Source organism: Corallococcus sp. BB11-1 (assembly GCF_026626625.1).
In the GTDB taxonomy this organism is placed as follows: Bacteria; Myxococcota; Myxococcia; order Myxococcales; family Myxococcaceae; genus Corallococcus; species Corallococcus soli.
Window position 1 is genome coordinate 67,559 of the sequence record NZ_JAPNJY010000039.1, and the last position, 20,425, is coordinate 87,983.

Annotated in this window: 15 protein-coding genes; 8 read left to right on the top strand and 7 right to left on the bottom strand. The window is 71.0% G+C overall.

Translation table 11 applies throughout. The annotated features are described in order from the left end of the window. Together OV207_RS32840 and OV207_RS32845 are read right to left on the bottom strand one after the other, a co-directional pair. On the bottom strand, window positions 1-1,233 hold the full coding sequence (locus tag OV207_RS32840) for an SO2930 family diheme c-type cytochrome (protein WP_267559021.1): 1,233 nt from the start codon (window positions 1,231-1,233) through the stop codon (window positions 1-3). A gap of 24 nt (window positions 1,234-1,257) precedes the next feature. Further along, a complete protein-coding gene (locus OV207_RS32845; RefSeq protein WP_267559022.1) occupies window positions 1,258-2,790 on the bottom strand; it encodes a parallel beta-helix domain-containing protein in 1,533 nt (510 codons plus the stop codon). Window positions 2,791-3,117: 327 nt separating this feature from the next. Between OV207_RS32845 and OV207_RS32850 the strand changes: the two genes are divergently transcribed. Continuing rightward, a complete protein-coding gene (locus OV207_RS32850; RefSeq protein ID WP_267559023.1) occupies window positions 3,118-3,546 on the top strand; it encodes a hypothetical protein in 429 nt (142 codons plus the stop codon). A 49-nt stretch (window positions 3,547-3,595) separates the two neighbouring features. Here OV207_RS32850 and OV207_RS32855 read toward each other — a convergent pair whose 3' ends face one another. Together OV207_RS32855 and OV207_RS32860 are read right to left on the bottom strand one after the other, a co-directional pair. Next, window positions 3,596-4,453, bottom strand: coding sequence for a neutral zinc metallopeptidase (locus OV207_RS32855; RefSeq protein WP_193346829.1), 858 nt, complete (start codon window positions 4,451-4,453; stop codon window positions 3,596-3,598). Window positions 4,454-4,585: 132 nt separating this feature from the next. Further along, window positions 4,586-5,902, bottom strand: coding sequence for a neutral/alkaline non-lysosomal ceramidase N-terminal domain-containing protein (locus OV207_RS32860; protein WP_267559024.1), 1,317 nt, complete (start codon window positions 5,900-5,902; stop codon window positions 4,586-4,588). A 168-nt stretch (window positions 5,903-6,070) separates the two neighbouring features. On the opposite strand from OV207_RS32860, the gene purF reads away from it, so the two are divergent. The 6 genes from purF (at window position 6,071) to OV207_RS32890 (ending at window position 16,346) form a co-directional block, all read left to right on the top strand. Further along, a complete protein-coding gene (purF, locus tag OV207_RS32865; RefSeq protein ID WP_193346827.1) occupies window positions 6,071-7,453 on the top strand; it encodes an amidophosphoribosyltransferase in 1,383 nt (460 codons plus the stop codon). A gap of 22 nt (window positions 7,454-7,475) precedes the next feature. Next, window positions 7,476-9,107, top strand: coding sequence for an ATP-binding protein (locus OV207_RS32870; protein ID WP_267559025.1), 1,632 nt, complete (start codon window positions 7,476-7,478; stop codon window positions 9,105-9,107). Then, entirely contained in the window at window positions 9,104-10,471 is a 1,368-nt protein-coding gene (locus OV207_RS32875; RefSeq protein WP_267559026.1) for a sigma-54-dependent transcriptional regulator, read from the top strand. Before OV207_RS32870 ends, OV207_RS32875 begins: the two co-directional genes overlap by 4 nt. 165 nt (window positions 10,472-10,636) lie before the next feature. Beyond that, the gene (locus OV207_RS32880; RefSeq protein ID WP_267559027.1) at window positions 10,637-11,962 is read left to right on the top strand and encodes a TolC family protein; all 1,326 of its coding nucleotides are present in this window, start codon (window positions 10,637-10,639) and stop codon (window positions 11,960-11,962) included. A gap of 33 nt (window positions 11,963-11,995) precedes the next feature. After that, a complete protein-coding gene (locus tag OV207_RS32885; protein ID WP_267559028.1) occupies window positions 11,996-13,189 on the top strand; it encodes an efflux RND transporter periplasmic adaptor subunit in 1,194 nt (397 codons plus the stop codon). A 22-nt stretch (window positions 13,190-13,211) separates the two neighbouring features. Next, the gene (locus tag OV207_RS32890; protein WP_267559030.1) at window positions 13,212-16,346 is read left to right on the top strand and encodes an efflux RND transporter permease subunit; all 3,135 of its coding nucleotides are present in this window, start codon (window positions 13,212-13,214) and stop codon (window positions 16,344-16,346) included. Between the two features lie 3 nt (window positions 16,347-16,349). Here the strand turns inward: OV207_RS32890 and OV207_RS32895 are convergent, their stop codons facing one another. Together OV207_RS32895 and wecB are read right to left on the bottom strand one after the other, a co-directional pair. Beyond that, entirely contained in the window at window positions 16,350-17,375 is a 1,026-nt protein-coding gene (locus OV207_RS32895; protein WP_267559032.1) for an RluA family pseudouridine synthase, read from the bottom strand. 122 nt (window positions 17,376-17,497) lie between these two features. Then, entirely contained in the window at window positions 17,498-18,619 is a 1,122-nt protein-coding gene (wecB, locus tag OV207_RS32900) for a non-hydrolyzing UDP-N-acetylglucosamine 2-epimerase (protein WP_267559381.1), read from the bottom strand. Window positions 18,620-18,723: 104 nt separating this feature from the next. Here wecB and kdsB point away from each other — a divergent pair, with 104 nt between their 5' ends. Next, entirely contained in the window at window positions 18,724-19,461 is a 738-nt protein-coding gene (gene kdsB / locus OV207_RS32905; protein ID WP_267559035.1) for a 3-deoxy-manno-octulosonate cytidylyltransferase, read from the top strand. Between the two features lie 21 nt (window positions 19,462-19,482). Here kdsB and OV207_RS32910 read toward each other — a convergent pair whose 3' ends face one another. Then, window positions 19,483-20,331: an aldo/keto reductase gene (locus OV207_RS32910; RefSeq protein ID WP_267559037.1), complete on the bottom strand. Its 849-nt coding sequence runs from the start codon at window positions 20,329-20,331 to the stop codon at window positions 19,483-19,485. Window positions 20,332-20,425 lie beyond the last annotated feature (94 nt).

A 20,425-nucleotide genomic window follows, 5' to 3' on the forward strand; every position in this document is an offset into this window, starting at 1 on the left:
CTACTTGCAGGTCTTCGCCGGCAGCGAATCAATCCAGTCCGCGACGAGCTTGGAGCCCTCCGCGTGGTGAACGACGCGGCCAATCTGCGGCATCATCTTGCCGGACTCCTCCGTGTGCATCCGGTACCAGAGGATGGACTCCGCGTGGTTGCCCGGGACGATGTCGAACTCGCCGCCCACGCCGCTGCCCGCCGAACCGGGGCGCTTGCACTCGCCCAGCGTGAACAGGTTCGTGTTGTCGATGTTGAGGAACAACTGGCTGGTGATGCCCGCCGTCCCCTTCGGGTTGTGGCAATGCGCGCAGTTGATGTCCAGGTACGTGCGCGCCCGCGTGGCCAGGTCCGCCGCCGCCGGGTTGAACGCGTCCGGCGCCTTCGGCCGCTCCGCCACCGCTGGCAGTCCGTCCAGCTTGCCCAGCGACGCCAGGTACTCCAGCTGGTTGCGCTCCGCGCCGCCGTAGGTGTTCGTGTGGTTCAGGTAGCGCGCCTTCACGCCAATGGGGTGCATCACCTGCTCCCCCGCCTCGTCCTGGAGGTGGTGGCACTGCTGGCACTGGTTCTTGGAGGGCACCGAGTACTTGAACGCCCGGGTGTTGCCCTCCAGGTCGATGAACGTCACGTCGCGGGAGCGTCCACCGGTGGCCAGCGTGGCCTCCGTCTGAGTGTTCCACACGTAGGGCCACGCCTCCCAGCCCGACGGCTGGCGGACCAGGATGCGCGTCTCGATGTAGCGCACGTCCTGGTCCGGCTTCCGCAGGTCCGCCGGGAAGGCGAACGTCTTGGAGATGAGCGTCCCCACCGGCAGGTCCAGCGCCTCGTTGGGCTCGTAGTGCGCCACCTTGCCGGCGGGGATGGAGAGCGTGCGCAGCTTGACCGAGTAGTCGGAGAACAGCGGGGTGGACAACGTGTAGGGCACGTTGCCCTCCACCGGCACCAGCCCCCCGTCCGCCGGGCTTCCGGTGAACAGCCCGAAGCCCGACAGCACGTTGGGAATGACCAGCGGACCGGCGTCGTCAGGCCCCGCGTCCGGAGCGCCCGCGTCGGGCACCCCGGCATCCTCCGGCCCCGCATCGGGAACACCCGAATCTGGGACGCCCGCGTCCGCCGTCCCTGCGTCCGGAACGGAGGTGCCCGCGTCGGGCCCTGGGGCCTCGGGGTCGGAGGAACCGCAGGCGGCCAGCACGAGGGCCAGCAGCACCACGGAGAGACGGGGCTTCACGAACGACGTCCGCATGGGTGTCACGCTCCCTGACTGCGATTACTTGATGAAGTCGCCAATCGTCAGCGCGGGGGAGAAGCCCGCGCAGTCGAATGCGGTACCCGTCGCGGCGTAGTGCCGCGTCTTGCCCCACGCCCCGACCAGGTCACCGCCGGTCGCGGCAGCGCTCGCCCCGGCCAGGTCCATGTCCACGATGACGTTCTTGGTGCCCTCAGGCAGCGTGTTGTTCGTGAAGCAGATGTTGATGGGGTTCACCTGGCTGCGGTCGTGGCCGGCCGGATCCACGCCGTCCCACAGCAGGTGCGGCACCCGCAGCTCGCCCTGCGTCTCACCGTAGGCGTAGAGCGCCGCCACGAGCGCGCCCAGCGGACGGCGCTGCGCGCTCAGGCTGCCGTTGTCCACCAGGTCTCCGCTGCCACCCTTGAACGTGTTGCCGTGGATGCTGATGTCCTCGCTGTTGAAGTTCCCGCCACCCGCCGCCCACAGCGTGGGGTCCGGTTCGATGGACAGACCGCTCAGCACCGCCACGTCCAGGGAGTTGTTGTTCTCCCAGGTGTTCCCCGTCAGCTCCACCCGGCGCGACGCCAGGATGAACGTGCCCGTGCCGGCCGGCACCTGGGACACCGTGCTGCTGCTGGCGGCCACCGACGCGAAGTTGGTCCGGTTGTTGTTGATGATCGTGTTGTCCTTCACGCGGACGTCGGTGCCCTTGATGGGGTTGCCCGGCAGGTCGAACACCACCAGGCCCGTGGTGTTGTCCTCGGCGAGGTTGCCCGTCACGTAGGCGTACTTCGTGTTCTCGATCTCGATGCCGGCCACGTTCTGCTTCGCGATGTTGTTGCGCACGACGGCGTACTCCGTCTGCCCCACGTAGATGCCCGCGTCCGCGGCGTTGTAGGCCTCGCAGTCCTCGATGACGACGTACTTGGACTTCACCGGGTACAGGCCGTACTTGCCGTTGTTCTCGTCGTTGACCTTGGCCCACTCGGTGCGCACGCGGCGCATGATGACGTCGGTGGAGGACTCGATGCGCACCGCGTCCTTCTTCGCGTCCCACACCGCGACGTCACGCACCTCGAAGCGCTTGCCCACCACGTCCAGGCCGTTGGAGTTCGGGGCGGCGGCGGAGAAGACGAGCACCGTGCTGGTCGCCGTGCCCGTGCCCTCGCCCTTCACGCCCTTGCCCGCGCCCGCGATCGTGATGCCGTTCTGGCGGACGGTGATGGCGTTGTCGAACGTGAACGTGCCCGCGGCCAGCTGGATGGTGGTGCACTCGGCCAGCGTGTTCACCTTGTCCTGGAGCTCCTCCTCCTGGCCCGGCGCGAAATTCAGCGTCGTCTGCGTCTTGCCCTCGCAGGAGAAGTCCCCCGCGGCGCCACCGGTCCAGGGGATGCCCGTGTCCACCGGCGGGCCGGCGTCCGTGCCAGCGTCCGCGTCCGTCTGGGTGCCCGCGTCCGGCCTCGGGCCGGCGTCCGGCACGTCCGCGTCGTCGGAGCAGGCGGTCAGGGAAAGGGCCCCCACCAGGGCCAGAAGGGTGGCGCTCGAAGCGCGGGTCCACTGCAAACGGGGCATGTCTTTCCTCCGCGAAGCCGCTCCGCATGGACCCTGGGGAAGGACCCGGGCCCGCGAAGCAGCGGGAAGGCGGCATGCTCGGAGCAAAGACACACGGGCGACAAGCACAAGTTTCACGTTTGTGTTTTGACGCAGTGCCCCTTTGGCCACGCGGAAAAAGCACGCGCACGCGGTAAGCCTTTCGTCTCGAATGTACTCCCAGGGGGGACGACCGGCCGGGCGCCCCTGGCCCCTTCGTGGGGTCCCCGTCCCCCACCCGCGCGGTCACCTTTCCAGGGTGTCGCGGCACCATCCTTCCTCTCCCCGCGACGGACAAGGAGGACTCCCATGCGTGCAAGTACCTTGACGACCCTGCTGGTGGCGTTCGCATCCGGCGCGGCCACGACGTCCCTGGCGCAGGAGGATGAGGCGTTGGCGGCCCCCGGGGGCAATGACTCGCAGAACCCGGAGACCCAGCAATCACTGACAAGCACCACCGACGACGGCACCTTCTGGGACAATTACTGGTATCAGCCCTCCGCCCCTGGCACCGGCTTCCAGCGGCCCCTCGACGGGTCCTACGAACTCCAGCAGCCGCTGAACGGGACGTACCAGCTCCAGCAACCCCTCAACGGGACCTATGAACTCCAGCAGCCCCTCAACGGCACCTATCAGCTCCAGCAACCGCTGAATGGGACGTACCAGCTCCAGCAACCGCTGAACGGGACGTACCAGCTCCAGCAGCCGTTGAACGGCACCCAGCGTCGCGCTCGCTAGCGAAGGACGCGTCCCCCGGCGCACCTTCCGGGGGACGCCCTGGTCGGGGTCAGCGGCGCGCGTTGAAGGTGTCGCAGGCCTCCAGCGTGCCCTGCTCCAGGCCCCGCTTGAACCAGGTCATGCGCTGCGCGGAGGAGCCGTGGGTGAAGGACTCCGGGACGACGTGCCCCCGGGCGCGCTTCTGGAGCGTGTCGTCGCCCACGGCGCTGGCCGCGCCCAGGCCCTCCTCGATGTCGCCCGGCTCCAGCATGTCGCGCTCCTGCTGCGCGTGGCGGGCCCAGATGCCGGCGAAGCAGTCTGCCTGCAGCTCCGTCAGCACGGAGAGCTGGTTGGCCTGCTCCTCGCTGGTGCGGCGGCGCAGCGACTGCACCTTCTGGGAGACGCCCAGCAGGTTCTGCACGTGGTGCCCCACCTCGTGCGCGACGACGTACGCGCGGCCGAAGTCACCGGGCGCGCCGAAGCGGCGCTCCAGCTCGTCGAAGAAGGTCAGGTCCAGGTACACGCGCTGGTCGCCCGGGCAATAGAAGGGCCCCACCGCGCTCTCCTGCGCGCCGCACGCGGACTGCACCGCGTCCGAGAAGAGCACCAGCCGGGGCTGCACGTAGCGCACGCCCAGGGGCTCCAGCAGTCCGGGCCAGGTGTCCTCGGTGTCCGCGAGGACGACGGAGACGAAGTCCTTCAGCTCCTCCTGCGCCGGATCCACCGCGCGCCCAGAGCCCCCGGTCGCGGGATCCGAATAGGGGGACCGCGAATCCACCTGCACGTCGGAGGGGTCACCGCCCAGCAGCATCACCAGCAGCGCCACCACCAACGACGCCGCGCCACCGCCCACCGCGAGCGGGCGTCCGAAGCCGGAGCCCCGTCGGTCCTCGATGTTCGAGCTGCGACGTCCACCTTGCCACCGCATCCAGACCCCCTCTGCTGTCGAGCCACCCTGCGGACCAAGGTAGGCAGCGCTCCCTGGGGCAGCGATGGGAATTCCCACGACGACCGTTCGCCAGGAGGTCGACAGGGCAGGCGGGCAACCAGGCGCTCCGCGTCACTCCGGCGCGGAGAAGCCCACCGTCCCGGCGGCCACGCGCGCGGCGGCGCCCAGGCGCTCCATCAGGGCCGGGCCGAAGTACTGGCGCCGGGACTCGCCCTGCCCCGTGAGCACGACCTCGGACGTGTCCAGGTAGCCCACGTAGCCGTTGGCCAGCCCCAGCACGTGGGTCGCCCCCGTGAGCGCCTCCAGCGCCCGTCCAGCGCCCGTGGTGGGCTCGCCCGGAATCGACAGCAGCTCCAGCGGCCCCAGCGCCAGCGCGTCGACCTCCGTTTCCCGGGGCGAGGAAGCGCACAGGAAGTTGTCCCCCGCCGCGCGGGTGAACGCCGGCACCAGCCGCGAGGAGTCCGGCCGGGGCAGGGACGCCTGCACCCGCGCGAAGGCCAGCCGCACCGGCCCCGCCACCGCCGCCGGCGCCGCGCCGTCCGCCAGCGTGGACAACCGGCTCGCGAAGCCCGCGGCCCGCTCCGCGCCCTGACCTTCGGAGAAGGCCACGGACGCGTTGCCCTGGCTGCCCTGCACGAACAACGTCACGCCGCTGCCCGCGGCCTCGCGCAGCGCGCTCAGCCGGCCCGGGTAGTCCGGATCCACCAGCGCCTCCTTGCGGGGAATGAGCGTGGCGTGCGCGGCGAACATCAGCACCTCCGCCACCGGCGCGGTCGCGCCCTTCAGCACCACGCGCGTGAGCTGTCCGTCAGGAGCCAGCCCCCCGCTGCGCGAGGACACGAGCCCCGCGTCCGCCGCCCCCCCCACCTCCAGCGTCACGTCCTCCAGGGAAGCGACGGCCTTCTCCAGCGCCTCGCTCGCGCCCGCCACCGCCGCGCCCACCGCCGAGGGCATGTAGCGGCCCGTGCCGGAGAGCTGGGCCACCCACCGCGTGTCGTAGCCGCCAAAGGAGGAGTGCGTGTGCGTGGCCAGCACCAGCACCTCCCTCACCCCCACCCTGGCGGCGCGCTCGCGCACCTGCGCCACGATTTCCGGGGTAACGAAGAGCAGCTCCAGCGACACCACCCCCACGCGGGCGCTCCCGGCCTCCAGCACCACCGCCCTCGCGTGGAGGGGCATCGCGGCCTGGCTCGCTTCGGGCCTGGGCGGTGCGTAGCCGGCCACCACCACCGGGAAGGGCGGCGTCAGGGCCACCTTCGCGGCGCCTGCTCGGAGGGAGCCCTCGCCCCGGACCTGGGACAGCACCACGGGCGTGCGCTCCTCCCAGCGTCCACACCAGTTCCAGGAAGCAATCGCGTACGCGGCCCCCGCGGTCAGCAAGGCGAAGGGCAGCAGGGCGCGGAGGACGGAGCGACGGGAAGAGGACATGCCAGAGGCAGCCTAATCGCTCCCGATGCTGGGGCGGCTCCTACCTTTCCGGCCAGCGCCACCCTGCCTGGCCTACAGGAGCCGACGTCTTGCGACAGATGGAATACCTGCCTTCGAGACGTGCGTTCCTGTTCCGCTTCACGGTCGAAAGGGGTAAGGGAGCGCGCCATGTGCGGCATCTTCGGAATCACGGGTCACGGAGAAGCGTCCAACCTGACGTACCTGGGGTTGCACGCCTTGCAGCACCGCGGACAGGAGTCCGCCGGCATCGTCGCGTCCGACGGCCACCTGCTGCGCGCGCACCGGCAGATGGGGCTGGTGGCGGACATCTTCACCGCGCCGGTGATTGACGGTCTGCCGGGAGACGCGGCCATCGGACACGTGCGCTACAGCACGGCGGGCGGCAGCCAGTTGAAGAACGCCCAGCCGCTGTTCGTCGCGTACGCGGGCGGCCAGTTCTCCATCGCGCACAACGGCAACATCGTGAACGCGACGGAGCTCAAGGCCTCGCTGGAGTCGGAGGGCGCGCTCTTCCAGTCGGACGCGGACACGGAGGTGGTGATGCACCTCCTCGCCCGCTCCAAGCAGCCCACCTTCGAAGCCAAGCTGGTGGAGGCGCTGCGCAAGGTGGAGGGCGCCTACAGCATCCTGCTCCTCACGGAGGACAAGCTCATCGCGGTGCGCGACCCGCACGGCTTCCGGCCGCTGGTGCTGGGCAAGATGAAGGAAGGCGCGTTCGTCGTCGCCAGTGAGACGACCGCGCTGGACCTCATCGAAGCGGAGATCGTGCGCGAGCTGGAGCCCGGCGAGCTCATCGTCATCGAGAACGGCGTGCTGCGCGCCAGCATGCCCTTCAAGCCCGCGCCCCGGCTGGGCCGCTGCATCTTCGAGCACGTCTACTTCGCCAAGCCGGACTCGGTGCTCTTCGGCACCAGCGTGTACGACGTGCGCAAGCGCCTGGGCATGCAGCTGGCGCGCGAGCAGCCCGCGCCGGACGCGGACCTGGTCATCGCGGTGCCGGACTCCGGCGTGCCCGCGGCCATCGGCTTCGCGCAGGCGAGCGGCATCCCCTACGACGTGGGCCTCATCCGCAGCCACTACGTGGGCCGCACCTTCATTGAACCGCAGCAGTCCATCCGTCACTTCGGCGTGAAGCTGAAGCTGTCCGCCGTGCGCAGCGTCCTCAAGGGCAAGCGCGTGGTGGTGGTGGACGACTCCATCGTGCGCGGCACCACCAGCCGGAAGATCGTGAAGATGCTGAAGGCCGCGGGCGCCGTGTCCGTGCACCTGCGCATCTCCTCGCCGCCCACGCAGTGGCCCTGCTACTACGGCATCGACACGCCCAGCCGCACGGAGCTCATCGCCGCCAGCCACAGCACGGAGGAGATCGCGAAGTACGTGACGGCGGACTCCCTGGGCTACCTGTCGCTGGAGGGCCTGGGCGCCGCGGTGGAGGACCCGAAGCGGAGCACCTACTGCACCGCGTGCTTCTCCGGGCAGTACCTCACGGAGAAGCTGTCCCGGGACTCGGACGCCAAGCTGAGCGCCTGAGTCCGGGCGCCCGGTGCCGGTGATGCCCTCGACCTCCAGCCGGCCGGAACTCGCGCAGGCGGAGCGGCAGTTCATCCGCTCCGTGCTCGCGGGACTGCTGCTGCTGGGCGTCGTCGCCGTCGCGGGCCCGCTGCTCTCCTACCGCGGTGACGTGGCGGGGGCCCGCGCGGAGTTCCGGACGCGCATGACGCGGGAGGCGCGCGTCTACGCGGAGGCGCTGGGCCTGCACCTGAAGCTGCTCCAGACGGAGCTGCTGCGCGTGTCCGAAGGCGTGGGCCCGGACGTGAAGCGCGAGCTGCCCACCGAGGACCTCCAGGACCTCACCACCCCGCGCGCCGGCCTCTTCCACGCGGGCGTGATGGTGCTGGACGCGCAGGGCAAGCCGCGCTGGAGCGACCCGCCGCTCCTGGCGGACGCCTCGCAAGGCGACTTCGCCGCGCGCCCGTGGTTCCAGCAGGTGCTGGCGCGGCAGACGCCGGTGGTGGATGCCATCGCGCCGGGTGCGTCCTCCTTCGTCGTCGCCGTGCCGGTGGTGCGCGCGGGCGTCACCACGGCGGTGCTCGCGGGCCTGCTGGACACGAACGCGTCACTGCCGGGCGGCCGGCCCCTGAGCAGCGACCTGGAGCTGCTCGTCCTCAACGCCTCCGGGGACCTGTTCCTGCCCACGGCGCCACCGTCGTGGGCCAGCGTGCCGCGCGCCGCCGGGGAGCTGCGCGCGTTCATCCGCGAGGGCACCCGCCCCCCGTCGCTGGACGCGGCGCCGGAGACCTTCGTCACCGCCACGCCGGTGCCGGGCACGGAGCTGCACCTGCTGCTCGCCGCGGATGAGACGGCGCTCCTGTCCGGGCTGCGCGACCGCTTCCTCGTGCAGCTGCTGGTGCTGGCGCTGCTCCAGGTGGGCACGCTGGTGCTCTTCACCATCCACTGGCGCCGCGTCTACGGCCTGTTCCGCGAGGTGGAGGACCGCGCCGCGCAGCAGGAGAAGATGGCCGCGCTGGGCAGCGCCGCCAGCCTCATCGCGCACGAGGTGAAGAACTCGCTCAACGGCCTCAAGGCCGCCACCGGGCTCGTCCCGCCGGAGGGCGAGGGCGGGCTCGTGGTGCGCACGCTGTACGGCCAGATTGACCGGCTGGCGCACCTGGCCACGTCGCTGCTCAACTTCGGCAAGCCGCCCGTCGTGCGCCGCGTGGACGTGGACCTGTCGCGGCTGGTGCGCGACGTGGTGGAGGGCCTGCGCTCCCTGCCGGAAGCAGGCGAGGTGCGCGTGGACGTGGAGGTGCCCCAGGACGCAGCTCCCCTGTCATGCGACCCGCTGCTGCTCACCACCGCGCTGGACAACCTGGTGCGCAACGCGATGGAGGCCACGGTGGCGGCCAAGGACCTGGGCCGGGTGGCGCAGCCCCAGGTCTGGGTGCGGGCCCGCTTCGAAGCCGACGCCGCGGTGGTGACGGTGGAGGACAACGGGGGCGGTCCGCCCGAGGGCGCGGAGGGCCGCCTCTTCGAACCCTTCCGCACCTCCAAGCCCCGGGGCATCGGGTTGGGGCTGGCCATGACGCGCCAGGCGCTGGAGCATCAGGGCGGACAGCTCACCTTCGAGCGCCTGCCCGACGGCAGCCGCTTCCTCCTCCACCTTCCCCGGGCCCCCCGCGCATGAGCCTCCCCGCCCTCCTCGTGGACGACGACCGGGCCTTCTCCTCCATCGCGGCGGTGGCCCTCCAGCGCGAGGGCTTCAGCCTCACGGTGGCGCACTCGCTGCACGAAGCCCGGGCGTCGCTCGCGAAGGCCACGCCCGCGCTGGTGGTGTTGGACCGCCGCCTCCCGGATGGCGACGGGCTCTCGTTCCTGACCGAGCTCAAGGCCCACGCGCCGGGCGTCGCGGTCGTGATGGTGACCGCGCACGGAGACATCGCGAGCGCGGTGGACGCGGTGCGAGCGGGCGCGACGGACTACGTGGCCAAGCCCGTGGAGCTGGCGGACCTGGTCCTGCGAGCGCGCCGGGCCGTGGACGCGGGCCGGCTGAGAGACCGCCTGGAGATGGCGGAGGCGGAGCTGTCCGGCCGGCGCCGGCTGGTGCCCCCCACCTCCGCCGCGATGCAGCGGGTGTTCGCGATGCTGGAGCGCATCGCCGCGTCCCCGCGCAGCCCGGTGCTGCTGCTGGGCGAGACGGGCGTGGGCAAGGAGCAGCTCGCCAGGCACCTGCACGCGCTCGCGTCGAAGGACGGGGGCGCGCCCTTCGTGCACATCAACTGCGCGGCCTTGCCCGAACAGACGGTGGAGAGCGAGCTGTTCGGCCACGAGAAGGGCGCCTTCACCGACGCGCGCACCGCGAGGCGCGGGCTGGTGGAGGTGGCGCACGGGGGCGTGCTGTTCCTGGATGAGGTGGGCGAGCTGCCGCTGCCGCTGCAGGCCAAGCTGCTCACGTTCCTGGACTCGGGCCGCTTCCGGAGGCTGGGCGGCACCACGGAGCAGACGAGCACCGCGCGCATCGTGGCGGCCACCAACCGCGACCTGCCCGCGCTGATGACCGGCGGCGGCTTCCGCGAGGACCTCTGGTTCCGGCTGGGCGTGTTCCGCATCGACGTGCCGCCCCTGCGCAAGCGGCGCGAGGACATCCTCCCGCTGGCCGAAGGCATGCTGGCGGACCTGGGCCGCGAGCTGGGACGAAGAGACGTCCGGCTGGGCGTCACGGCCCGGGCCAGGCTCACCAGCTACGCGTTTCCGGGCAACGTGCGAGAGCTTCGCAACATCCTGGAGCGGGCGTTGGTGCTGGAGTCGGGACCGGAGCTGGAGCTGGAAGTGCTCGGAGGGGGAGTGCCCACGAACCGTGGAGCGCCGACGGAAGCACCGGCCGCCGTGGCCCCGGGAGCCTTCAGCGTGGACCAGCCCGTACCGATGGAGGACCTGGAGCGCGCCTATGTGCGCTGGGTCCTGGAGCGACTGGGCGGGCGGCGCATGGAGGCGGTGAAGGTGCTCGGGCTGTCCTATCCAACCTTCGTGAAGCGCCTGGGCGGCGACTGAAGCGGTTTGAAGTTCCGCGGTCCAGGCGTTGAAAGCATTTTGAAGTCGGTCGGCACTTCAAGGAATTTGAAGTCGCGCCGCGACGCATCCGCCCGGAGTTGCTGAGGTTGTTTCGGGCACACGGCTTGCCATGGGGTCTTCCGGATTCTCACCGGAGCCTGCCCCTTGCGCCGTTCCCTGCCAGTCCTCGCCGCCTTGAGCACCCTGCTCGGTCCCGCCGCGCGTGCCGAGGAACGTCCCTCGCCCCCCACCCTGCTGTCGCTGGCCACGCTGCCGGACGAGGACCGGTTGGCCGCGCTCCTCTGGGAACGCTCCCCCGACTTCGCCGAGGCCCGGGCGCGCATCGCCGCGTCGCGCGCGGCGCTCCAACGCACGCACCTGCTGCCCAACCCGGAGCTGGACGTGTCGATGAACACCATCCCCATCGGTGAGACCAACCCGCCCGGCCTGCGCCGCCTGGACGACGTGCCCAACTACGTCATCGGCGTGTCGGAGCTGGTGGAACTGGGCAAGCGGGGCCCCCGGCAGGACGCGGCGAAGGCGGCGCTGTCCGCCACGGCGCTGGACGTGCACGCCACGCTGCGGACGCGCACCTACGACGTGCTGGAGCGCGCCGCGGACGTGGCCGCCACGGAGGTGCGCATCGCGGAGCTGCGCAAGCTCACCGAGGACGCGCTGAAGCTCACGGAGCTGCAACGCGCGCGGCAGCAGCACGGCGACGCCGCGGGGCTGGACGTGGATCGCTCCACGCTGGAAGCCCAGGCGCTGGAGACGTCGCTCGGCGAGGAGCAGGTGAAGCTGGCGGACGCGCTCATCGCGTGCGCACGGCTCGCGGGCCTGCCGTGTGAGCCCTTCGGAGGAAGGGAGCCGGCGTCGGCCTTCCTCAAGATGCGCCTCGACCGGGCCTCCGTGCCGGACGCCATCGAGTCGAGACCCGACCTGCGGGCCCTCGGCGCGCAGCAGGACGCGGCGCAGGCCTCCCTGAAGCTGGCGAGGCGCCGCTGGATTCCCGACCCGACGGTGCGCGCGGGCTACACGCGCGACCAGTTCATGATCTCCGGCAACCAGAAGAACTCCCTCTTCGTGGGCCTGTCGATTCCCCTCCCCTTCTTCGACCACGGGCAGGCGGACGCGCACGAAGCCAGCGCCAGCGCGGAGTCCGCAAGGGTCGCGCGCGAGCTGCTCGCCGCCCAGGCGAAGCGAGAGGCGGAGGTGCTGGACCAGCAACTGCGAGCGGTGCGGCAGCGACGCGACCGGCTCCACACGCAGACGCTCCCCCTCGCGGAGGGCGTGGTGCGGCGGCTGGACGCGGCGGTGAAGGCCGGAGGCGCGGCGTTGCAGGACCTGCTCCTCGCGCGTCGCACCTACGGAGAGCTGCTGCTCCATGCGGCCGACCTGGATCAGACCGCCTACCACCTCACCGTCGCCCTCGACCGGACGAGCGCCGCAGGTCCACGCGCCCCGGATGCCCTGGCCCACCCCAAGTCCTGAGTTCCCGTCCCCCTACCTCCTGAAAGCCCCCCCATGAACACCCCCGACACCTCCGCCGCGCCGACGCCCGCTGTCTCCACCCCTCGCCGCACCCCGGTCTGGATGGCCTTCGCGGGAGCGGGCCTGCTGAGCACCGGCGTGCTGCTGTACCTGCTCACCCCCACCGACTCCGTCGCGGAGAGCGAGACCGCCCTCCCTGGCCTCTCGGTGAAGGGCGAAACGGTGCACCTGCCGGAAGGCGCGCCGCAGTGGCACTACGTACAGCTCGCCGTGGCCACCGAAGGCAGCGCCCTCACGCCCCTCCCGTCGCCCGCGCGAGTGCAATTCGACGAAGCGCGCACCGCCTCCGTGGGAGCGCCCCTCGCCGGCCGGGTGGAGGAGGTGAAGGTGCGCCCCGGGGACCGCGTGAAGCAGGGCGATGACCTCTTCAGCGTCCGCTCTGGCGCCTTCGCGGAGCTGCTGCGCGAGCAGCGAGGCGCGGAGGCGGAGCTCGCGGAGAAGCGCCGCAGCGCCGAACGCCTCCAGGAGCTGGTGGCCCTCCGGGCCGCGCCGGAGAAGGAGCTGCTCGCCGCGCGGACGGAGCTGCGTCAGGCGGAGCTGTCCCTGGAGGCCGCGAAGGCGAAGCAGGGCAGCCTCCGCGTGTCCTCGCGAGGAGAGAACCTCTTCTGGGTGACGGCGCCGCGCTCCGGCACGGTGGTGGACCTGGACGTGGTGGGCAGCCAAGAGGTGACGCCGGACCGGGACAAGCCGCTCGTGCGCCTGTCGGACCTGGACCAGGTGATGGTGGTCGCGGACCTCCAGGAAGCGGACGCGCTGGACATGACACAGGGCCAGGACGTCACCGTCACCACGCGCGACGGCATCGTCCGCGCCGGCAAGGTGGACCGGGTGTCTGAGGTGGTGGATCCGCTGCGCCGCACGGTGGAGGTGCGCGTGCGCGTCCCCAACGACGACCGCCGCTTCCGGCCCAACGCCTTCGTGGAGGTGACGCCCACACCGCCCACGGGCGTCAAGCGCGTGCGGGTGCCCGACAGCGCGGTGGTGACGGACGGAGCCCGCTCGGTGGTCTTCGTCGCCCGGGACTCGAACCGCCTGGAGCGGGTGGCCGTGACGCCGGGCCGCCGCCGCGACGGTGAGGTGGAGCTGCGAGGAGGCCTGGCCTCCGGAGACCGCTTCGTCGCCCGGGGGGCGCTGCTCCTGGAGAACCAGATCGAACTGGCGGACTGACGCAGGGAAAGGACAAACGCCCATGTTCGAAAAGCTCGTCGACTTCAGCCTGAAGAACCGCGCGGCGGTGGTGTTCCTCACGCTGCTGACCGCCATCTGGGGCTACTTCTGCTTCCGCGACCTCACGGTGGAGGCCTTCCCCGACCCCACCGACACCCAGGTCAACGTCATCACCCTCTACCCGGGCCAGCCGTCCGAAGAGGTGGAGCGCCAGATTGGCCTCCCGCTGGAGCGCGCCCTCAACGGCATGCCGGGCCTGACGCGCCTGCGCAACCTCTCCATGTTCGGCCTGTCCTTCGTCACGTTGAGCTTCAATGACAACACGGACGTGCTCTTCGCCCGGGCCCAGGTGCTGGAGCGCCTGCGCGACGCGGAGCTGCCCCAGGGCCTCACGCCGTCCCTGGGCCCGCTGGCGACGCCCATCGGTGAAATCTACCGGTACACGCTCAAGGGAGCGAAGGGCGACCCGATGCACCTGCGCACCCTCCAGGACTGGGTGGTGCGCCCCGGCCTGCTGCGCGTGGACGGCGTCGCGGACGTCGTCAGCTACGGCGGCCTGCTCAAGGAGGTGCACATCCAGCCGGACCCCGCGAGGCTCGCCGCGTTCGGCCTCACGCTGGACGACGTGGAGGACGCGCTGAAGGACGGCTCGGAGAACGCCAGCGGCGGCGTGCTGGAGCGGGGCTCCGAACAGTTCGTCATCCGCAGCGAAGGCCTCTTCCACACGCTGGAGGACATCCGCGACGTGCGCGTGGCCACGCACGAAGGCACGCCCGTGTTCCTCAAGGACGTGGCGGACGTGAACGAGGGCTGGTCCCCGCGACAGGGCGTGGTGAGCCGCGACGGGGACGGCGACGTGGTACAGGGCGTGGTGCTGATGCGCCGGGGAGAGAACCCCTCCGTGGTCCTGGAGCGGGTGCGCGACGCGGTGGCCTCCGTGAACACCCGGCTGACGGCGGAGGACGCGCGCATCGATCCGTTCTACGACCGCACGGACCTGGTGAACACGACGCTGCGCACGGTGGGCCACAACCTGCTGGAGGGCGCGCTGCTGGTGACGCTGGTGCTGTTCATCTTCCTGTTGGACCTGCGGGCCGCGCTGGTGGTGGCGGTGCTCATCCCCCTCTCGCTGCTGGCGTCGTTCATCTACCTGAAGATGCGGGGCATGTCGGCCAACCTGCTGTCCATGGGCGCGGTGGACTTCGGCGTCATCGTGGACGGGGGCGTGGTCATCATCGAGAGCATCCTGTCGCGCATGTCGGGCCACCAGTACGAGGGGGAGACGCCCCTCGAACGCATCCAGCGCGCGACGAAGGCGGTGGTGCGCCCCACGGTGTTCGCGCTGCTCATCATCATCGCGGCGTACCTGCCCATCTTCATGCTGGAGCGCGTGGAGGGCCGCATCTTCGCGCCCATGGCGAACACGGTGGTGGCGGCGCTGCTCGGAGCGCTCGTCTTCTCCGTCACGCTCATCCCGGTGCTGGCTTCGTTCGTCTACCGCAAGCCGGTGAAGCACCGGGAGTCCCCGGTGCTGCGGGCCGCGGACAAGGCCTATGGCCCCGTCCTCGGCTGGAGCCTCAAGCACCCGGCCATCGTCATCGTGGTGTGCTCGGCGGCCCTGCTCTTCGCCGGAGCGCTGGTGCCGCGCATGGGCAGCGAGTTCCTGCCGGCGCTCAACGAGGGCAGCCTCTACCTGACCTTCACCATGCCCTCGAACATCTCCCTGTCCGAGGGCCGCAAGATGGTGCCGCGCATCGAAAGCCTGCTGCGCCAGGCGCCGCAGGTGGACGGGGTGCTCAGCCAGTTGGGCCGCCCGGAGGACGGCACCGACGCGAAGCTGACCAACAACCTGGAGTTCTTCGTGAAGCTCAAGCCACCCGCGGAGTGGCCCAGGAGCACACCGAAGCTGGACGACGTGCTGGCCGTCCTGCAGCGCTCCGTGTCGGAGGTGCCGGGCATGGAGGTGAGCTTCAGCCAGCCCATCGGTGACAATGTGAACGAGAGCATCAGCGGCCAGCAGGGGCAGCTCGCGGTGAAGCTCTTCGGCGACGACCTCCAGGCGCTCCAGGCCTACTCCGCGAAGGTGAAGTCCACGCTGGCGAAGGTGGACGGTGTCGCGGACCTGGGCATCGTGAAGAGCGGAGAGGTACCCAGCATCCAGGTGACGCCGGACCGCGTGGCCCTGGCCCGCCACGGCATGTCCCTGGGCGACTTCCAGCACGTCTTCCAGACGGCGGTGGGAGGCCGTCCGCTCAGCGAGTTCTGGGAGGGCGAGCGCCGCTTCGACGTGGTGATGCGCCTGCCCATGTCCAGCCGCGACGACGTGGAGAAGATCTCCCACCTGCGAATCCCCGTGGAGGGCGGAGTCCTCGTCCCCCTCAGTGAGCTGGCCAAGGTGAAGACCGGCTTCGGCCGGGCCTCCATCAACCGCGAGAACGGCCGGCGCTACATCGGCGTGCGCATGAACGTGCGAGGCCGCGACCTGGGCTCCTTCGTGAAGGACGCGCAGGCCCGCGTGGAGAAGGAAGCCCCGCTGCCTCCAGGAACCCGCATCGAATGGGGCGGCGAGTTCGAGAGCAAGGAGCGCGCGATGAACCGGCTGCTCACCGTGCTGCCGGTGGCGCTACTCCTCACGCTGCTGCTGCTCTTCAAGGCGTTCAACTCGTTCGGCCGGGCGGTGGTGACGCTGCTCAACGTCCCCTTCGCGCTGATGGGCGGCGTGTTCGGCCTGTACTGGGCGGGCATGCCCCTGAGCGTGGCCGCGGCGGTGGGCTTCATCGCGCTCATCGGACAGGCGGCGCTCAACGGCGTGCTGGTGATGAGCGCCATCGCGGAGCGGCGCGAGGCCGGCGAGTCCCTGGACGACGCCATCCTCCACGGCAGCCGGGAACGCCTGCGCCCGGTGCTGATGACGGCCACGCTGGCGGCGCTGGGCCTGGTGCCGGCGTGCTTGAGCAATGGGATTGGCTCGGAGATGCAGAAGCCCCTGGCCATCGTCATCGTGTCCGGGACCGTCTCCGCGTGCGCGCTGACGCTGGTGCTGTTGCCGGTGCTCTTCCGGGTCTTCGCCCGCTTCACGGAGCAGGTCGTGGACCGGATGCCGCCGCGGCTGCTGCGCGCGGTGCCCGGCGCCAGGAGCCTGCGCAAGGCGGGCTGAGCCTCAAGGCGTGGAGGGCTCCGGCTCCGAAGGGGCCGGGGCCTTCCCGGCGATGAAGTCCGCCAGGTCCTGGGGCAGCGGCGAGGCGAAGGTGACGGGCTCGCCGGTGCCCGGGTGCGGGAACGTGATGCGCTCCGCGTGCAGCGCGTGCCGGGGCAGCCGCAAGCGCGCCCACGCCTCCGGCTCCAGGGTGTGCTTGCTGAAGCGGTCGAAGTAGCCCGGATCCGGGCCGTACATCTTGTCCCCCACCAGCGGGAAGCCCGCGACGTGCAGGTGGATGCGGATCTGATGCTGCCGCCCCGTCTCTGGAAAGCAGCGCAGGAGCGCGAACGGCGCGCCGTCATGCACGAAGCGCTGGAGCACCTGGAAGCGCGTGCGGCTGGGCTTGCCCAGCACCGGGTCGATGCGCACCGCGATGCGGATGAGGTCCGTGCCCTCCGCGATGGGCGCGTCCACGATGAAGGCGTCCTCGGGAGGGTGGCCCTCGCACAGCGCCAGGTATTCCTTGTGCACGTCGCGCGACAGGAACAGCCCACCCAGGACGCGGCACGACTCCGTGGTGCGGCCACACACCACCAGCCCGCTCGTCTCGCGGTCCAGCCGGTGCGCGGGCTCCGCGAAGCGCTCCCCGAAGCGCTCCCGCAACAGCGTGACGAGCGTGCCCTTGTGGTAGCGCGCGGTGGGGTGGATGGGCAGCCCCGCCGGCTTGTCGAGCACCAGCAGCCAGTCATCGGAGAAGACCACGGGCAGCTCCGTGGGCGTCGCGGGCTCCTGGCTTGAAGGGCGGCGGATGCGGAACGTCAGCCCCGGGTATACCGGCGTGGAGGGCTTGAGCCGGTACGCGTCGCACAGGACGCCGCGCAGGATGATGCCCCGCACGCGCTCCAGGTCCATGCGGCGGATCTTCTCGCAGAGGTAGCGGTCCAACCGCCAGCCGGCGTAGTTCGGCTCGACGACGAACGGGATGTCCACGTAGCCGTCGGGCACGTCCGTGTCGTCGGCCGGAGCGGTGTCTTCGTCTTCACGCATGACGTTGCGCGCCGCTTAGCACGCTTTGGAGCGCGAAGGCCGCCCGGCCCTCGCGCACGAAGACTCGAGCACCCGGCGGCCTGAGTGCTTCACACGGGACGCTTCAGCTTACCCGCGGCAGCTCACCCGAAGGCGCGCTTCTGCTCCACGCCCAGCACGCGCGCGTACAGGTCCGCGATGCGCTCGCCGGTGCGGCCGTCCCACAGCTCCGGCACGCGGCCCTTCTTCACGTCGCCGGACAGGACGCGGTCGGCCGCCTCGCGGATGCGCGCGGGGTCGGTGCCCACCACCTCGTTGGTGCCCACCTCCACGGTGACGGGGCGCTCGGTCTCCTCGCGCAGGGTGAGGCACGGCACGCCCAGCGCGGTGGTCTCCTCCTGGAGGCCGCCCGAGTCCGTCATCACCAGCTGCGCCTGGGACGTCAGCGACAGGAACTCCAGGTAGCCCATGGGGTCCACCAGCTTGAGGGTCGGCGTCTTCTCCAGCTCGGGGCCATGGCCCTGCTCGGAGATCATCTTGCGCGTGCGCGGGTGCACCGGGAACACCACGGGGACCTTCCTGGCCACATGGATGAGCGTGGACAGCAGGCCCGCCAGCAGCTTCGGGTTGTCCACGTTGGACGGCCGGTGCAGCGTGGCCACGACGTAGGCCCGGGGCGTGAGGCCCAGTTGCTTGAGCGTGGGCAGTTGGTCGGCCTTCTCCTTGGACGCCAGGAGCGAGTCGATCATCACGTTGCCCACCAGGTGGATGCGCTTCGGGTCGATGCCCTCCTTCAGGAGGTTCGCGTCCGCGTCGCGCGAAGGCGTGAGCAGCATGTCGGAGAGCCGGTCGGTGACGACGCGGTTGATCTCCTCCGGCATGAGGCGCTCGAAGCTGCGCAGGCCCGCCTCCACGTGGGACAGCGGGATGCCCATCTTGGACGTGACGAGCGCGGCGGCGATGGTGCTGTTGACGTCGCCCACCACGGACACCAGGTCCGGCTTCTCCTTGAGGAAGATCTTCTCCATCTCCACCATCATCTTGGCGGTCTGCTCGGCGTGGCTGCCGGAGCCGATGCCCAGGTGGATGTCCGGGGCGGCCATGCCCAGGTCGGCGAAGAACACGTCGCTCATCTTCGCGTCGTAGTGCTGGCCGGTGTGCATGACCAACTGCTGGAGGGAGGTACGCGCGGCGATGGCCTTGTGGATGGGGGCCACCTTCATGAAATTCGGACGCGCGCCAACGATATGGATGACCTTCTTCATGTCGCTGCGCAAGCTAGGCACGCCCCCGTTCCTGCCTAGTGGTGGCCGGCACGCGGCCGTTTCCCCCCGGGGGCGGGACGTCCTGAATCTGATAGATGACGCCCATGCCCGCCTCCCGGACCGTGGCCGTCATCCCCGCCCGCCATGCCAGCACCCGCTTCCCTGGCAAGCCGCTCGCCCCCATCGCCGGCCGCCCCATGGTCGAACACGTCTGGCGCCGCTGTCAGGAAGCCCACGCCTTCGACGAGGTGTGGGTGGCCACCGACGACGCGAGGATCCGCGACGTGGTGGAGGGCTTCGGTGGCCGCGCGGTGATGACCAGCCCCGCCTGCCCCACCGGCACGGACCGCATCGCGGAGGTGGCCCGCGCCCGTCCGGACGTGGACGTCTGGGTGAACGTGCAGGGGGACGAGCCCCTGGTGGACCCCGCCGCGCTCAAGGTGCTCGCGGACCTCTTCCAGGACGACGCCGTGCACATGGGCACGCTGGTGCGCCCCCTGGAGGCGGACGAGTTGGAGAACCCGAACGTGGTGAAGGCCGTGCTCGCGCTCAACGGCGACGCGCTCTACTTCAGCCGCGCCCCGGTGCCCCACGTCCGCGAACCCGGCCCGCCCGTGCGCCGCCACGCCCACCTGGGTCTCTACGGCTACCGGCGTGACACCCTGCTGAAGCTCGCCACGCTCAACCCCACCCCGCTGGAGGAGGCGGAGAAGCTGGAGCAGCTTCGCGCGCTGGAGCACGGCCTGCGCATCCGCTGCGCCCAGGTGTCCTGGCGCACGGTGGCGGTGGACGTGCCGGAGGACGTGGCCCGCGTGGAGGCGCTCCTGCGCGAGCGCGGCTGAAGCGCCCGCGCGCACCCCGGGTCAGATGACCGGCAGCGAGTCCGGCTCGTCGCCCCGGGGGAACGCCGCGTCGATGCGCCGCAGGTCCTCCGGCGTCAGCGTCAGGGACGCCGCGCTCGCGTTGTCGCGCATATGTCGCGCGTCGCTGGCCTTGGGGATGGCGAACGTCGACGGCCGGCGCACGAGGAACTGGAGCGCCACCTGGTACGGCGTCGCGCCGTGCGCCTGGGCGATGGACGCCAGCACCTTGCCCCCCGCGCTGGAGGGCGCCGGGAAGTGGCCGTTGCCGAACGGGCTGTAGGCCACCACCGCCACGCCCTCCGCCTCGCACCACGGGACGACGGTGTGTTCGATGGCGCGCTCCTCCAGGTGGTACAGCACCTGGTTGCACGCGATGCGCCCCGGCCCCGCCAGGGACAGCACCTCCTCCAGCTCATCCACCGCGAAGTTGCTCACGCCCCAGGAGCGGATCTTCCCGTCCTTCACCAGCTGCTCGAAGGCCGCCACCGTGTCCGCCAGCGGGTGGGAGCCGGGCCAGTGCAGCAGGTAGCAGTCCAGCCGGTCCGTGCGAAGCCGCCGGAGGCTGCGCTCGCAGGCCGTCACCGTGCCCTTCCGCGTCGCGTTGGACGGCATCACCTTGGAGACGAGGAACACCTCGTCGCGCCGCCCTTCAATGGCCCTGGACACCAGCGCCTCCTCCACCCGGCCCTGGCCGTACAGCTCCGCGGTGTCCAGGTGGGTGAGGCCCAGGTCCAGGCCCGCGCGCAGGGTCCGGACGGCGCCTTCCGCGTCATCGTCCTCCATCTGCCAGGTGCCCTGACCGATGACCGGCACCGACACCCCGGTGTTGCCAAAGACGCGCTTTTCCATGGCCGCTCCCTCGCGATGGGACTCCTCCCCGGAATACCACCCCGGCCGCCCCGGCTGCATCCCGACCCGGCGCGCGCGGCCCGGGCTGCGTGCC